Annotated in this window: 11 protein-coding genes and 2 tRNA genes; all 13 read right to left on the bottom strand. The window is 67.9% G+C overall.

What is annotated here, in order from left to right; translation table 11 throughout:
- Positions 1-50 precede the first annotated feature (50 nt).
- The 13 genes from MLGJGCBP_RS19650 to MLGJGCBP_RS19710 all read right to left on the bottom strand — a co-directional run bounded on the left by MLGJGCBP_RS19650 (position 51) and on the right by MLGJGCBP_RS19710 (position 14,706).
- Positions 51-641: a chorismate mutase gene (locus tag MLGJGCBP_RS19650; protein WP_160097647.1), complete on the bottom strand. Its 591-nt coding sequence runs from the start codon at positions 639-641 to the stop codon at positions 51-53.
- Positions 642-660: 19 nt separating this feature from the next.
- Positions 661-1,494: a siderophore-interacting protein gene (locus MLGJGCBP_RS19655; RefSeq protein ID WP_160097648.1), complete on the bottom strand. Its 834-nt coding sequence runs from the start codon at positions 1,492-1,494 to the stop codon at positions 661-663.
- A gap of 93 nt (positions 1,495-1,587) precedes the next feature.
- Positions 1,588-1,660 (bottom strand) — tRNA-Ala (locus tag MLGJGCBP_RS19660).
- Between the two features lie 120 nt (positions 1,661-1,780).
- A tRNA-Ile gene (locus MLGJGCBP_RS19665) sits at positions 1,781-1,854 on the bottom strand.
- A gap of 131 nt (positions 1,855-1,985) precedes the next feature.
- Entirely contained in the window at positions 1,986-3,383 is a 1,398-nt protein-coding gene (locus MLGJGCBP_RS19670; RefSeq protein WP_160097649.1) for a DUF3566 domain-containing protein, read from the bottom strand.
- Positions 3,383-5,905: a DNA gyrase subunit A gene (gene gyrA / locus MLGJGCBP_RS19675; protein ID WP_087554946.1), complete on the bottom strand. Its 2,523-nt coding sequence runs from the start codon at positions 5,903-5,905 to the stop codon at positions 3,383-3,385. The genes MLGJGCBP_RS19670 and gyrA overlap by 1 nt, the downstream gene beginning before the upstream one ends.
- 151 nt (positions 5,906-6,056) lie before the next feature.
- On the bottom strand, positions 6,057-6,914 hold the full coding sequence (locus MLGJGCBP_RS19680) for an MHYT domain-containing protein (protein ID WP_160097650.1): 858 nt from the start codon (positions 6,912-6,914) through the stop codon (positions 6,057-6,059).
- Between the two features lie 11 nt (positions 6,915-6,925).
- Complete coding sequence (locus tag MLGJGCBP_RS19685) at positions 6,926-7,477, bottom strand: GTP-binding protein (protein WP_087555308.1); 552 nt, start codon at positions 7,475-7,477, stop codon at positions 6,926-6,928.
- Between the two features lie 13 nt (positions 7,478-7,490).
- Positions 7,491-7,865, bottom strand: a complete 375-nt coding sequence (locus MLGJGCBP_RS19690) for a DUF742 domain-containing protein (RefSeq protein ID WP_160097651.1) — start codon at positions 7,863-7,865, stop codon at positions 7,491-7,493.
- A gap of 7 nt (positions 7,866-7,872) precedes the next feature.
- The gene (locus MLGJGCBP_RS19695) at positions 7,873-8,289 is read right to left on the bottom strand and encodes a roadblock/LC7 domain-containing protein (RefSeq protein ID WP_005249096.1); all 417 of its coding nucleotides are present in this window, start codon (positions 8,287-8,289) and stop codon (positions 7,873-7,875) included.
- Complete coding sequence (locus MLGJGCBP_RS19700; RefSeq protein ID WP_160097652.1) at positions 8,286-11,102, bottom strand: sensor histidine kinase; 2,817 nt, start codon at positions 11,100-11,102, stop codon at positions 8,286-8,288. Before MLGJGCBP_RS19700 ends, MLGJGCBP_RS19695 begins: the two co-directional genes overlap by 4 nt.
- A 425-nt stretch (positions 11,103-11,527) precedes the next feature.
- Positions 11,528-13,570, bottom strand: a complete 2,043-nt coding sequence (gyrB, locus tag MLGJGCBP_RS19705; RefSeq protein WP_160097653.1) for a DNA topoisomerase (ATP-hydrolyzing) subunit B — start codon at positions 13,568-13,570, stop codon at positions 11,528-11,530.
- A gap of 197 nt (positions 13,571-13,767) precedes the next feature.
- Complete coding sequence (locus MLGJGCBP_RS19710; RefSeq protein WP_160097654.1) at positions 13,768-14,706, bottom strand: alpha/beta fold hydrolase; 939 nt, start codon at positions 14,704-14,706, stop codon at positions 13,768-13,770.
- Positions 14,707-14,719: the final 13 nt, after the last annotated feature.

The raw sequence follows: 14,719 nt of genomic DNA on the forward strand, positions 1-14,719 counted from the left end.
GCCCCGAGTCTAGTTGGCGAAATTTTGCCGGACCATGTCGAAACGGCCAGTCATTCGCGGACGGCGCCGCAGATCGACACGAGCGCCCGGGCCAGCGTCGCCTGATGCGGCGCGTCGAGACGCTGTTCGGCCGCCACCGCGACCGCGGCGTCGACGAGAGCGGGCACGCAGCCCGGACCCGCGAGCACGTCCTCCTGTTCACGCAACTGCAGCAGGATGTCCGTGTTCTGGCGGTCGATGACCGGGCGGACCTGCGTCAGGTCGGGTCGGACCGTCGGCGCCGCACCGGGTGCGACGCTCCACCAGGAGAACAGCGCGCGCTGCACCGCCTTGTTGGCCTCGATCTGATCCCGGAAGATCTGCTGCACCCGCGGCGCGCTGAGGCCCTCGTCTGCTGCCTGGGTGGCGACCGTGCCGAGGACCTGCGCCTCGCGCGCGGGATCGTCGATCGGCGACGGCGTGCCCCATTTGGCGGACGCCACCGTGTCCGCCGTGGCGAGGCGCAGCGACACCGCCAGGGCGATCGGTTGCAGCGGGCGGGTCTGCGCACTCGCGGGCGCGGTACCGGCCGCCGTCAGCATTCCGAGCATCGTCGCGGCGACGACCGCTCGGCGGGCGAGTGCGGGCCGGACCGTCGTCATGGTGCGAGTGTAGGGCCGGTCAGTCGTCCAGACCGGCGACTCCGCGTTTCCAGTAGCCCGTAAACAGCGACTCCATCCGGTCCTTGCTCCACGCGCGCAGCGGCTTGATGTCGTTCGCCTCGCCGGCCGCGAACAGGAAGGTGCGGCCGCCCGGCAGCGTGAGCGCCTGCACCGTCGACGCCAGCGCGGACCCGCTGCCGTCGCGAACGAGCCACGTCACGCCCACGTTGGCGCGCGCGGCCAGCGGGTAGCCGTGCTCGACGGCGTCGTCGGTCTCGATCACGACGTGCGCCGACACGTCGGCCGGGGACTCGTCGAGCCACCGCGCGACCGCGGGCAGCGCGGTGGAATCGACCGCGAACACGTAGTGGTCGAAGTTGTGGGCGAACGCCTTCGCGCCGGGCGGGCCGGCGATGGTCACGTCGTCGCCGATCTCGACCGTCGTCACCCAGGACGACGCCAGCCCGCCCTCGTGCAGCACGAAGTCCAGGTCGAGTTCGCGGGCGTCTGAGTCGTAGCGCCGGACGGTGTACTTCCGGCTGGTCGGGAGCGGTCGCGGCCAGTCGAGCATCATGGCGTCGTTCACCACCGGGATGCGGCGGGTGCCGTCCGCGTCGGGGAACACGATCTTGACGTGATCGTCGGCCTGATAGGTGTGGAACCCGTCGAGTCCGGGACCCCCGATCGTCAGGCGCACCATGCGGGGCGTGACGTACTCGCGCGCGCGGACCGTGACCGTGCGGACTCCGATCGGGTAACCGATGCGCGCGGTTCCCTCCCCCGTCCGGTGGTGGGACGCCACGCGGCTGCGCGGGTCGAGGCGGTCACGGGCTCCGGGATCGAGTGCGGTCATGAAGTAAGGGTAACCTCACCCATTCCGGGTCCGCACAGCAGTGTGCCCCGGACTCTTCCGAATCCGGGGCACACCGTTACTTCTATTTTCTTGTGGAGCCTAGGAGATTCGAACTCCTGACATCTGCCTTGCAAAGGCAGCGCTCTACCAACTGAGCTAAGGCCCCGTTACCTCGTGCCACACCTCGTTGCCGCGGAGCAACTTGGTCAGTCCGATTGCCACCAGCACTCCGGCTCCCACGAACAGGAGGACCTTCATGCGACTGACCTTTCACCGGCACCAGGAGTGGGCCTAGGAGGACTTGAACCTCCGACCTCTTCGTTATCAGCGAAGCGCTCTAACCGCCTGAGCTATAGGCCCCTGAAGTCCGGAAACTCATCTCGCACAGTTCCCTGAACCGAGTCGGAAGATTACCCCACCGGACCGGCAAGTACCAAAACCGGTCCGGCGAGACGCTCTTTTCCCAGCTCAGTCCCTATCGGTTTTCGCGTTCAGTCCCGGTCCGCGAGCGTCACTTCGACGCCCCCGACGAGGTCCGAACACAGGTTGTAGATGAACGCGCCGATCGTCGCCAGCGCGGTGAACAACACCATGTTGGCGAGGCCGATGACGGCGGCGTATCCGAAGACCTGCCCGGCCGTCACGAGCCCGTCAGAGCTCGACTCCGCGACGATGTCGGTGAACGCGTTGTTCAGCCTGTCCCACACGCCCATCCCGTCCAGGACGACGTACAGCAGACCGACGGCCACCATCCACACGAAGAACAGTGACACCGAAATGACGGACGAGATCTTCAGCGTCGACCACGGGTCGATCTTGCGGACCTGCACCGTCGCACGGAGAGCCTCACCCTCCTCGACCCGTTGCGGGGCAACGGCGATCTTCGGCTGCTGACCGGTGGCCGCCGCCCCCGGCAGGGGGTGCTTGGCCTCGGACAGGTCCGGCATGTCCTTGGGGAGCACGTCCCGGTTGATGTGCCGGGTGGGTCCGTCGATCGCGGACGCCTTCGCCTTCGCGGACTCCCGCTGGGTCACGGCCCCGGCCGCGGCTGCACCGGACACCGCACCGACCGCCGCGGTGGCGGCCGTCGGGGAGGCTGTGCGCTTGGTCTCCTGCTTCTGCGCGGGCTGACCGTTGGCCGGCGCCGACGAGTTCGCTGCAGGCGACTTCTGAGTGGGGACGGCCTGCGTGGGCACTGCCTGGGTGGGAGCACCCGGATTCTGTCCGCCCTGCGGTCGCTGTCCCTGGGGCGCACCCTCGGGCTGCGACTTCTGCGGCGAGGTGGTCTGCGAACCGCCCGCAGCCTTCGCGGCCGCGGCACCCGCAGCCGCTGTTCCCGCGGCGGCCGGGTTCTGCCCCTCGGGGCGCGAGGCCTGCTTGGCTCCCGCCCCGCCCTGCAGGGGCCGCTTCAGGTTGGTCTGCGGCTCACGCTGCATTCCCCGCTGCCACGGCGGCGCCTGATTCCCCCGGATCGACTCGGTGGGCGCACCACCCGCGGGCGCCCGGTTGCCGGGAGCCTGCTGCGGCGGGGCCTGATGGCCGGGAGCCTGCTGGCTCGGAGCCTGACCCTGCTGCGGCGGCACGGACCGGCCCTGCGGGGTCTGCGTACGCGGACCCTGATGCTGGGGCGTCGACGGCGACCGGGCCGGATCGACCGGGGCCTGTCGATCCGGTCTCGCGTCGGGAGCACCGCCCGGCCGGGCAGCCGGCCCCGCCTGAGCGGGACCACGACCGGCTGACGCCTGCGGCCCCTGCGGCGCGGAACCCTGCTGCGGGTTCGGTCGCGCCGACCCGTTCTCGGGAGTGCGGGAGGCCTGCTGCTCGGATCGCGCCTGATTGGCGGAACCCGGGTTCTGCCGGTCACTGCCTGGCTGGTTGGGAGTGCTCACTAGGACTCCTTAGCTCCTTTGCCGCTGCTCTCGGCGTTGTCGTCGGGTTCGTCGGGTTCGTCGGCATTGCGCGCGATCGCGAGCAGGGTGTCGCCTTCCCCGAGGTTCATCAAACGAACACCCTTGGTCTGCCGACCGGCCTTGCGGACCTGCTTGGCGGCGGTGCGGATGACGCCACCGCCCGACGTGATCGCGTAGAGCTCGTCGTCGTCGTTCACGATGAGCGCTCCGACCAGGGTGCCACGTTTCTTGTCGTATTGAATCGTGAGTACACCCTTTCCGCCGCGACCCTGGACCGGGTAGTCCTCCATGCCGGTGCGCTTCGAGTAGCCGCCCGACGTCGCCACCAGCAGGTAGGTCCCTTCGCGCACCACATTGAGCGACAGCAGTTCGTCGTCGCCGTTGAACCGCATTCCCTGGACGCCGGACGTGGCGCGTCCCATCGGGCGCAGCGCCTCGTCGGTGGCGGAGAACCGGATCGACTGTCCCTGCGCGGAGACGAGCAGCAGGTCGTCGTCGGAGGAGCAGAGGACCGCGCCGACCAGTTCGTCCTCGCCGCGCAGATTGATCGCGACGATGCCGCCGCTGCGGTTCGAGTCGAAGTCGGTGAGCTTGGACTTCTTCACCAGACCGTTGCGGGTGGCGAGAACCAGGTAGGGCGCGTCCTCGTACGTCTTGATCTGGATGACGCTCTGGATGCGCTCGTCGGGCTGGAACGCGAGCAGGTTGGCCACGTGCTGTCCGCGGGCCGTGCGGCTCGCCTCCGGCAGCTCGTACGCCTTCGCCCGGTATACGCGGCCCTTCGTGGTGAAGAACAGCAGCCAGTCGTGGGTGGAGCTGACGAAGAAGTGCGAGACGATGTCGTCCTGCTTCAGCCCGGCGCCCTGCACGCCCTTGCCGCCGCGCTTCTGCGAGCGGTACAGGTCGGTCTTGGTGCGCTTGGCGTAGCCGGTCTCGGTGATCGTGACGACGACGTCCTCGCGGGCGATCAGATCCTCGTCGGCCACGTCGCCGTCGGCCGCGATGATGCGGGTGCGGCGGTCGTCGCCGTGCTTGTCGACGATCTCCTTCAGCTCGTCCCGGACGATGCGGCGCTGGCGCTCGGGCTTCTCGAGGATGTCCTTGAGGTCGGCGATCTCCCGCTCGATCTCGGCGAGTTCGTCGATGATCTTCTGACGCTCGAGGGCGGCGAGGCGACGCAGCTGCATCGCGAGGATCGCGTCGGCCTGGATCTCGTCGACGGTGAGCAGCTCGATGAGGCCGGCGCGCGCGATGTCGACGGTCTGCGACGCCCGGATCAGCGCGATGACCTCGTCGAGGGCGTCGAGGGCCTTCACCAGTCCGCGCAGGATGTGAGCGCGTTCCTCGGCCTTGCGGAGCAGGTACTCGGTGCGCCTGCGGATGACCTCGACCTGGTGGGCGACGTACAGCCGGATCATCTGGTCGAGGCGCAGGGTGCGCGGCACGCCGTCGACGATGGACAGCATGTTGCAGCCGAAGCTGGTCTGCAGTTGCGTGTGCTTGTACAGGTTGTTGAGCACGACCTTCGCGACCGCGTCACGCTTGACGGTGACGACGATGCGCATACCCGCACGGTCCGAGGACTCGTCGTGGATGTCGGAGATGCCTGCGATCTTCGCGTCGCGCACCTGCTCGGCGATTGACGTGATCAGGTTGTCCGGGTTCACCTGGTACGGCAGTTCGGTGATGACGATCGTGGTGCGCCCCTTGGCGTCCTCCTCGATCTCCACGACACCGCGCATGCGGACCGAGCCGCGGCCGGTGGTGTAGGCGTCGTGGATGCCCTGGCCGCCGACGATCAGCCCGTGCGTCGGGAAGTCGGGACCCTTCACGCGTTCCATGACCGCGGTGAGCGTGGACTCCTCGTCGGCTTCCCAGTTCTCCAGGGCCCAGTAGATGGCCTCGGCGACCTCACGCAGGTTGTGCGGCGGGATGTTGGTGGCCATACCGACGGCGATGCCGCCGGAACCATTGATCAACAGGTTGGGGATACGGCTGGGGAGAACTGACGGTTCCTGTGTACGACCGTCGTAGTTCGGGGTGAAGTCGACCGTCTCGTGGTCGATCTCCCGGAGCATTTCCATGGCCAGCGGAGTCAGCCGGCACTCGGTGTACCGCATCGCGGCGGCGCCGTCGTTGCCGCGGGAACCGAAGTTGCCCTGGCCGTCGACGAGCGGGTAGCGCAGCGACCACGGCTGGGCCATGCGGACGAGCGTGTCGTAGATCGAGGAGTCGCCGTGGGGGTGGTAGTTACCCATCGTCTCGGCGACCGGTCGCGCAGACTTCACATAACCGCGATCGGGCCGGTAACCGTTGTCGTACATCGCGTACAGAACGCGGCGGTGCACCGGCTTGAGGCCGTCCCGCACGTCGGGCAGCGCACGACCCACGATCACGCTCATCGCGTAATCGATGTAGCTGCTCTGCATCTCCTGCTGAATGTCGACGGGCTCGATGCGGTCGTGCCCCGGTCCCTCCGGCGGCAACGTTGTGTCGGTCATGAGCTCCTTCTTCTACTCGGCTTGACGTCTCCTCGCGGACTCGCGGTCCAGCACGACGTCGCGCAACCACCCGAGTCTATAGGTGCAGGTCAGCTATGAGGGTGAAGGACTCGGGTGCGCCCGGGAATCGTTGCCGCAGCAGTCGCCTCGACTACTGGAGTTCGAGCTCCCTGCCCTGCGTTTCGGCGGCGAGGGATTCGGCGGCGAGGGATTCGGCGGCGAGCATGTCGGCCTCGAGTTCGAGCTCGGCGGCGACACGGTCGGGCGCCATCAGCAGGGCGGTGATCGGGATGGTGACCACCAGCATGCCCAGCACGAATACGGGGAACAGGATCGAGAACACCTCGAGCCCGTCCGGGCGCGCCACGGACTGGTCGACGGTGACGCTGAGCCCGAACACGCCGGTGTAGTGCATGGCCACCAGTCCGACCGCCACGACCACCGACGCCACGAGACGCAGGGTGCGCGACTCGAGGGCGGAGATTGACCACATGATTCCGGCGCCGACGACGAGGCCGATCGCGGCCGAAGCCGTGGTCAGCACGATGTCGGAGTTCACCGCACCCTGGATTTCGAGGGAGGCGACGATCGCGAGGTCCATTCCGGTGAATCCGATGCCGAGGAGCACCGCACCGCCTGCGAGCCGGCTGATCTCCACCGACGTGCTCGGCCGCCGGTGTTTCGTCGGCGGCGGGCTGATGATCAGCAATGCCACCGCGGCGGCCGCGACGGGCACCACGAACGAGATCGCGATCCACAGGACGTCGTAGCGCACCACGCTGCCGTAGACCTCGAACCCGACCATCGCGATGTAGTGCGGCAGCCAGGCGCCGAAACCGCCGATGGACAGCGCGCCCCACGCCAGCCACAGGTACCGCTGCCTCGGGTTCGGAGCGGTCATCGCCTTGCGGGCGCTGGCGATGCCGACGAAGACGCCGATGAACGACGTGACCGCGGCGAGGGCGACGATCCAGGTGCCCATGGAGAAGTGCTGCAACTCGTCCGACATGTTTCGAATCCTCAGTACGCGGCCGTGTGGAGCTTGGTCAGTGCGTATTCGGTGATCGCGACCAGGGCGCGTTTCGCCGATTCCCGGTCACGCGCGTCGATCGGGATGATCGGCACGTCCTCGGAGATCGCGAGGGCCGCCCGAATGTCCTCGATGGGGTAACGCGGGGCGTCGTCGAACTCGTTGATCGCGACGAGGAACGGCAGCTGCCGGGCCTCGAAGAAGTCGACCGCCGCGAAACTCTCGTCCAGCCTGCGGGTGTCGATCAGGACGATCGCCCCGATCGCACCGCGGATCAGGTCGTCCCACATGAACCAGAACCGGTGCTGACCGGGGGTTCCGAACAGATACAGCACCAGGTCGTCGGCCAGGCTGATGCGACCGAAGTCCATGGCGACGGTGGTCGTGGCCTTCTGCGGCGTTGCAGCCAGGTTGTCGACGCCGTCGCTGGCGTTGGTCACGAGCGCTTCGGTGCGCAGCGGGACGATCTCGGAGACAGCTCCCACCAGCGTGGTCTTGCCGACGCCGAACCCGCCGGCGATCACGATCTTGGTCGAGGTCACCCGATTGCGGGGATCAGATTTCGCGAAGTCCACTGAGGACCCTTTCGATGAGTTCACGACGTTCGGAGTCGGTCGAGTCTTCCTTCAGGGTGGCCAGGATCTGAAGATGACCGGTCTCGACCAGGTCTGCGACCAGGACGCGTGCCACTCCGAGGGGCACACCCACCCGGGCGGCGATCTCGGCGACCGAAGGCGACTGCTGACACAACGCGACGATGGCCGCGTTGACGTCGTCGAGTTCCCACTGCCGGTCCACCGACTGCGGCAGTGCCTGAATCAACGCTTCGAGCGCGAGCTCGACCGCGGGCCGGGTCCGGCCCGACGTCAGCGAGTACGGGCGCACGATGTTCGGGCCCGGCCGCTCCGAGTGGTGGTCGTTCATGGGCATGGGCTGGTCAGAGACCCTGCGGGGTGCGGGCCGTGGCCTGCACCGATGCGCCGACGCGGTCGACCAGGATCGCCATCTCGTAGCCGACCTGCCCGATGTCGCACTCGGCGTCCGTCAGCGTCGCGAGGTGTGAACCGTCGCCGACGCTCATGAGCAGCAGGTACCCGTGCTGCATCTCGACCACCGACTGCAGCACGCCGCCGCCTTCGAACAGCCGGGACACACCGGCCGACAGGCTGGCGAGCCCCGACGTGACCGCGGCGAGCTGCTCGGCCCGGTCGATGGGGAGGTGGGCGCTGGCCGCCATCAGGAGACCGTCCGCGGACACCAGCACGGCATGCGAGACACCGGGCACGTCACTGGCGAAGTTCGACACCAACCAGTCGAGAGGTCGCGTGACGTCGGATCCATGAGCGGTGTTCATCGGTCTCCTTCAATGCTGCTGCGTTCCGCGAGCCTCGTGGCCCTGCCGTTTCGGACGCCCTGCTGGTGACGACTGAGATTGGCGCGAATTGTCTCAGGGTCGCGCACCCGGCGCAGTGTCCCCGTATTGTGCGCGCCCTCGACCGTGCCGGGAACCAGCCGGTCGCCGGGACGCCGCTTCGGCAGTCCGATCTCCGGGTCGACCTCGACGGGGGTCTCGTTGATCCGTTCCGCGGCGGACCATCCGGCGTCGCCGGCGGAATGCCAGACGCCGGGTGCGCCCTCGGTGCCGGTCGGATCGGTCAGCCAGTCGGACACCATGTCGGAGAAGATCGGGGTGCCGCCGCCGGGCCGCGGGGTGGCCTCGGCCGGGGGCGGATCGATCCGCGACTGGAAGAACGACGCGGTCTTCGCCGAGTTGGTGCGGTAGCGGTGCCGGACCGGGCTCTGATCGTCGCCGTTCGACGACGGGGGCGCCTCGATGCGGTTCTCGCCGCGTGGTGCGTGCGGTGCGTGCTGCGGCTGCGATTCCGCCGGTGCCGTCTCCGACTGGGATTCCGGGGTCGCGGCCTGCGGCCGCCGCACGGGCAGCTTCGGCATCGCTCCGGATCCGCGGACGTTGACGGTGTCCCGGGACTGTGCGGCCGGGGCAACGGCCGACGATCCCGCGCCGGCCGCGATGCCACTGGCACCGGGCTGCCGTCGGGGCAGGCTGGTGCCCGACGCCGTCGCCACGAGACCTGCGGGAGCCGGGCTCGGCGGCGTGGACGGGGTGCGGGTCGGCAGTCCGTTGCGGGTGGCCGGCAGCTGCGGGTTGTCCTTGCGCGGCGCGGGGGCAGCAGGCGCCGGGATGGCGGTCCGGACCGGTGCCGCGGGAATCTTCCGCTGCGATCCGGTGTCCTGCCGCGCCGCCTGCGACACGATCAGCGCATTCGGGATGTGGATGCTGACGGTCACACCCGGGTTGCGGGCGGTGTCGAACGTCGACCGCAGGCGCACGGTCAGACCGTGCCGCTTCGCGAGCCGGCTGACGACGAACAGGCCCATGTGACGGGCGGTCTCGGGACCGACCTCGCCACCCGACGCCAGGCGTTCGTTGACGGCGCGCATGTCGTCGGCGGGGATACCGATGCCGCGGTCCGCGATCTCGAGCAGCACTCCGCCGTCCACGGCGCGGGCGAAGCTGAACGTCACCGACGTGTCCGGCGGCGAGGCGCGCAGCGAGTTGTCGACGAGTTCGGCGAGCAGGTGCACGACGTCGGTGACGACGGTGCCGCTGAGTGCGCCTTCGGGGGTCGCACCCATCTGGACGCGCTGATAGTCCTCGACCTCGGAGATCGCGGCACGCAGCACGTCGCCGAGCGGGATCGGTGCCGCCTGCGACCGACGCACGCGGGTGCCGGCCAGAATCAGCAGGTTCTCACCGTTCCGGCGCATACGCGCGGCCAGGTGGTCGAGGCGGAACAGGCTCTCGAGCCGCTTCGGATCCTTCTCCTCGAACTCGAGGTTCTCGATCAGGCCGAGCTGCTGGTCGACGAGCGACTTGCTTCGGCGGGCGAGCGTTTCGAACATGTCGTTGATCTGCAGGCGCAGTTGGGCCTGCTCACCGGCGAGCTTGAGTGCCTGTCCGTGGATGTCGTCCACGGCGCGGGCGAGCTGCCCGATCTCCTCGGAGGAGTGCACGGCCACCGGCTCGAACGACAGTGCCCTCGGATCGTCGCTGGCCTTGATCTGCTCGATCGCGTCCGGAAGGTCGCGGCGGGCGGCCTTCAGGGCGCCGTACCGCAGTCGGCGGATCGGGCCGATCAGCGACCGCGACACGAGGAGCGCGAGGACGAGCGCGGCGAGCAGCGTTCCGAGGACGATCGCCGTGTCGCGCAGCGCGGCGGACCGGGTCTCGGCGGCGCGAACCTGCACGGTGGACGCGATGTCCTTCGCCGCCTCGCTGGTCAGTTCCTGGTAGACGTCGCGGCTCGCGATGAGGGAGGAACGCAGCTGCAGGATGGGCAGCACCCCGCCGCGCGCCGCGTCCGCCAGGCCCTTGTCGATGAGAGCGTTGCGGTCGTTGATGTTGTTCCGCAGCGTCTGGAGCCGCTCGTCGCCCTTCGGGTAGTACCGGTCGAGGACGTCGAGGAGGCTCGATTCGGCGCCGGCGGCCGCGACGACTGCGGAGGTGGGAATGTTGCCCGTACGGGCCTTCTCCCGTCCTTCGGGACTGGCGTACACGTCCTTCACGATGACGAGACCCATGGCCTGTTCGAATAGGCGGCGCTGCGCCTGCCAGGCGTTGGTCAGCTGGTAACCCTTGTCGACGACCTCGCTGTCCTCGATGGGACGGACGATGTCGTCGACTTCGCGGATGAAGTCCGCGGCGAACGCGCGCTGGCGTTCCGCGAGCAGATCGGTGGCGACACCCGGAGAATCCATCAGATTCAGGAGGGCCCGGCCGTCCGAGACGGTCTGGTTGATGGAACTCGCGACAGCGGGATCCAGTTCGGGGTTCCGGGCCTGTTCGGCCACGTCGTTCATCAGGGATTCCGCGGTCGCCCGGTCCTCCTTGGTGAGGGTGCCCGAGGCGTAACCACTGGTCACGGTACCCATCGAGGCCTCGAGGGCCACGATGTCCGGGACGACGACGATCTGGTCGGCGGCCTCGGTGAAGTGGACGGCGTTGCTCAGCTCGCCCTGCACGCGGAGCCCGCCGAGCACCATGGCGACGGTGACGGGAACTGCGAGTACCGCAGTGACCTTCCACCGCAGGCCCCAGCCCTCGATATCCCAGAACTTTGCCCGGGGCGGCGAATCGTCGCTCATCCCACGCTTCCTTTCCAACCACTCATAGCTTGTCGCTCTGTGCTCGTGACCCCGCCCGCGAGAGGGCAGCCGTACCGGATCGGACGACACGCGTCGACAGAGGAAAGTGATCGATCAGTTGCGCTGTGCGCAGCGCTGCCCGACGCACCGATTTCCGAATGTAACGAGTTCATCACATCCCCATGGGGAACGTTCTTACCACAGAAATTCCCCGATCCTTACTTCCAAGTAACATGCGCACCACTGATCCCAGACGTTGCCGCCACGGGGTGGATCAGCCGACCAGGCTACACAGAATCGCCGTTCACAGTCGAGGACGGATTTCTGCGTCACCCGGTCCCGCAAGCGGCCCACACGGGTGCAGCCACCGGGGTCTTTCGACCACCGGTGGCTGCAGCAGATCCGTATTCTCTTGTGCCCGATACCTAGACGTCGAGGAAGCGGACATCCTTGGCGTTACGGGTGATGAAGCTTCGCCGGGCCTCGACGTCCTCACCCATGAGGACGCTGAACAACTCGTCGGCCGCGGCCGCGTCGTCGAGCGTCACCAGACGCAGGACGCGCACCGCCGGATCCATCGTGGTCTCCCACAGTTCCTTGGCGTTCATCTCGCCGAGACCTTTGTAGCGCTGGATGCCGTCGTCCTTGTTGATCTTCTTGCCCGACTCGAGGCCGGCCTTGACCAGCGCGTCGCGCTCGCGATCGGAGTACGCGAACTCCGGGTCGGCGCGCTGCCACTTGAGCTTGTACAGCGGCGGCTGCGCCAGGTACACGTGGCCGTGCTCGACGAGCGGCCGCATGAAGCGGAACAGCAGCGTGAGCAGCAGCGTTGCGATGTGCTGGCCGTCGACGTCGGCGTCGGCCATCAGCACGATCTTGTGGTACCGCAACTTCGCGATGTCGAACTCGTCGTGGATGCCGGTGCCGAACGCGGTGATGATCGACTGGACTTCGGTGTTCTTCAGCACACGGTCGATGCGTGCCTTCTCGACGTTGATGATCTTGCCTCGCAGCGGCAGGATCGCCTGGTACATCGAGTCACGGCCGGACTTGGCGGAGCCACCTGCGGAGTCGCCCTCCACGATGTAGATCTCGGACTTGCTCGGGTCGTTGGACCGGCAGTCGGCCAGCTTGCCCGGCAGCCCGCCGAGGTCGGTGGCGCTCTTGCGGCGAACCAGTTCGCGGGCCTTGCGGGCGGCGACGCGGGCCTGCGCCGACGACACCGCCTTGTTCACGATGGTCTTCGCGTCCGCCGGGTTCGCCTCGAACCAGTGCGACAGGTGCTCGTTGCTCGCCTTCTGCACGAACGACCGGACCTCGGTGTTGCCGAGCTTCGTCTTCGTCTGACCCTCGAACTGCGGTTCACCTACCTTGACGGAGATGATCGCGGCGAGGCCCTCACGGATGTCGTCACCGGTGAGTTTCGGGTCCTTCTCCTTGAGGAGCTTCTTGTCCAGCGCGTACTTGTTGACCGTCGCCGTCAGAGCCGACCGGAACCCCTCTTCGTGGGTGCCGCCCTCGTGGGTGTTGATGGTGTTCGCGAACGTGTGGACCGACTCCGAGTAGCCGGAGTTCCACTGCATCGCGATCTCGAGTTCGTGACCGGTGCCCTTCGCGGTGAACCCGACGACGGAGTTGTGGATCGGCTGCTTCGTGCGGTTGATGTGCCGCACGTAGTCCTCGAGTCCGCCCGGGTAGTGGTAGACGCGGGTCTTGACCTTGTGGACGGCGGGCGCGTCGGCTTCGGCGTGCTCGTCCTCGGCGGTCTTCGGGGCGTCCGCGACCTGGCTGACGACCTCTTCGGTGACCTCGGCGTCGCTGACGCGTTCGTCGGTGAGGGTGATCGTGAGGCCCTTGTTGAGGAAGGCCATCTCCTGGAGGCGGCGCGCGACCGTCTCGAAGCTGTAGACCGTGGTCTCGAAGATGTTCGGGTCGGCCCAGAACGTGACCGTGGTGCCCGTCTCCTTGGTGGGCTCACCCTTGACGAGCTCACCCGGCTTGGAGTCGGTGTACGTCTGGTTCCAGCGGAAGCCGTCGCGCTTGATGTCGACGTCGAGCCGGGTGGACAGCGCGTTGACGACGGAGATACCGACACCGTGCAGACCGCCGGACACGGCGTAGGAGTCGGAGTCGAACTTGCCGCCGGCGTGCAGCTGGGTGAGGACGACCTCGACGGTGGGGACACCGGAGGCGTGCATCCCGACGGGGATGCCTCGGCCGTCGTCGACAACCTGGACGCCACCGTCTTCGAGAAGGGTGATCTCGACCTTGCTGGCGTAGCCGGCCATGGCCTCGTCGACGGAGTTGTCGACGACTTCCCAGATCAGGTGGTGGAGACCGCGTTCACCGGTGGAACCGATGTACATACCCGGTCGCTTACGGACGGCTTCGAGTCCCTCGAGGACGGTGATGGAAGAAGCGCCGTAGTCCTTGCTGGAGGTGCTTTTGTCTGACTTCTGGGCAGCCACGGGTGGGTAGCTCTCCTTCTCCGTCCAATGCCCGACGCAGGCGCCCACCGCCCTGGTCGGGCACGCGGGAGACGAGAATCGGGAATCTTGCCGCTAGTTACCTCGGCCATCTTACTGGTACGTCTGGCCCAGGAGCGGGCTATGACACCCCTGAGCGCCCCGTAGACGAATTTTCAGGGCGCTTCGGGAGTGAAAACCTAGGCCGACGCGCTCTCGGACGGCCCGTCCGGGACATTTCCCCGCTGCCGGTCCTCGACGTCCAGCACGAACTCCGCGGCGAGTTGCGCGATGTCCTCGGCGTGGGAGATCGGCGACCAGTGACCGGCGTCGACCCCTCGACGTCGCAGGTCGGGTGCCCACTTCTCGGTGTCCTCATAGCCGACGGGCCGCACCGCCTTGTCGTTCTTGTTCAGGATCAGCTGGACGGGAACGTCGGTGTACCGCTCACGCGGCCTGAACAGGCTGGTCCGGATGTTGGCCCGGTACAGCTTGAGACCGTTCACCATGTCGTCCGCGAGCGTCGGCGCCGGACGCACCAGCGCGGGGTCGAGGCGGTCGAAGAACTTCAGGAACGCCGGCCAGTGCCGGGAGAACCACAGCCGCAGCGGCAGCGTCGCCAGGCCCGGAATCTGGAACAGGACGGTGTAGCCGGACGCGACTGCCTGTGCGAGCGGCCCGCCGAACCGGCGGTCCGAGATGCGGCGGCGCATCCACTTGCCGAGGTGGTCGAGGTTCGGCCCGGAGACGGAGGTGAACGACGCGATCCGCGTGCGGGCGCCCGGTTCGCAGACCGCCTCCCACGCCTCCACCGACCCCCAGTCGTGCGCGAGCACGTGCACCGGCCTGCCGGGGCTGACGGCGTCGATCACCGCGAACAGGTCGCTCGCCAGTGCGGACAGCCGGTAGTCCTCGACCCGGGTGGGCACGGTGCTCTCGCCTGCGCCGCGGCTGTCGTAGCTGATCACCCGGAACCGTTCCTTCAGGAACGGCACGACCCGGCTCCACAGTTCGTGGGTGTCGGGCCAGCCGTGGACGAGCACCATCGTCTCGCCTGCGGGGTTGCCGTCCTCGAACACGGCGAGGTCGACGGAACCGTTGGCGATCCGCCGGGCGGTGCCGGACGTGGATGAAGTCATGGGTGTCCTCTGG

It is taken from the genome of Rhodococcus sp. T7, from assembly GCF_009872365.1.
GTDB lineage: Bacteria > Actinomycetota > Actinomycetes > Mycobacteriales > Mycobacteriaceae > Rhodococcus_F.

What these genes read in the sequence shown, in the direction of transcription:
- MLGJGCBP_RS19700 (WP_160097652.1), bottom strand. Translation starts at nt 11,102, where the DNA reads ATGAGCGACGATTCGCCGCCCCGGGCAAAGTTCTGGGATATCGAGGGC.
- MLGJGCBP_RS19710 (WP_160097654.1), bottom strand. Translation starts at nt 14,706, where the DNA reads ATGACTTCATCCACGTCCGGCACCGCCCGGCGGATCGCCAACGGTTCC.
- gyrA (WP_087554946.1), bottom strand. Translation starts at nt 5,905, where the DNA reads ATGACCGACACAACGTTGCCGCCGGAGGGACCGGGGCACGACCGCATC.
- MLGJGCBP_RS19680 (WP_160097650.1), bottom strand. Translation starts at nt 6,914, where the DNA reads ATGTCGGACGAGTTGCAGCACTTCTCCATGGGCACCTGGATCGTCGCC.
- MLGJGCBP_RS19690 (WP_160097651.1), bottom strand. Translation starts at nt 7,865, where the DNA reads ATGCCCATGAACGACCACCACTCGGAGCGGCCGGGCCCGAACATCGTG.
- MLGJGCBP_RS19695 (WP_005249096.1), bottom strand. Translation starts at nt 8,289, where the DNA reads ATGAACACCGCTCATGGATCCGACGTCACGCGACCTCTCGACTGGTTG.
- MLGJGCBP_RS19650 (WP_160097647.1), bottom strand. Translation starts at nt 641, where the DNA reads ATGACGACGGTCCGGCCCGCACTCGCCCGCCGAGCGGTCGTCGCCGCG.
- MLGJGCBP_RS19655 (WP_160097648.1), bottom strand. Translation starts at nt 1,494, where the DNA reads ATGACCGCACTCGATCCCGGAGCCCGTGACCGCCTCGACCCGCGCAGC.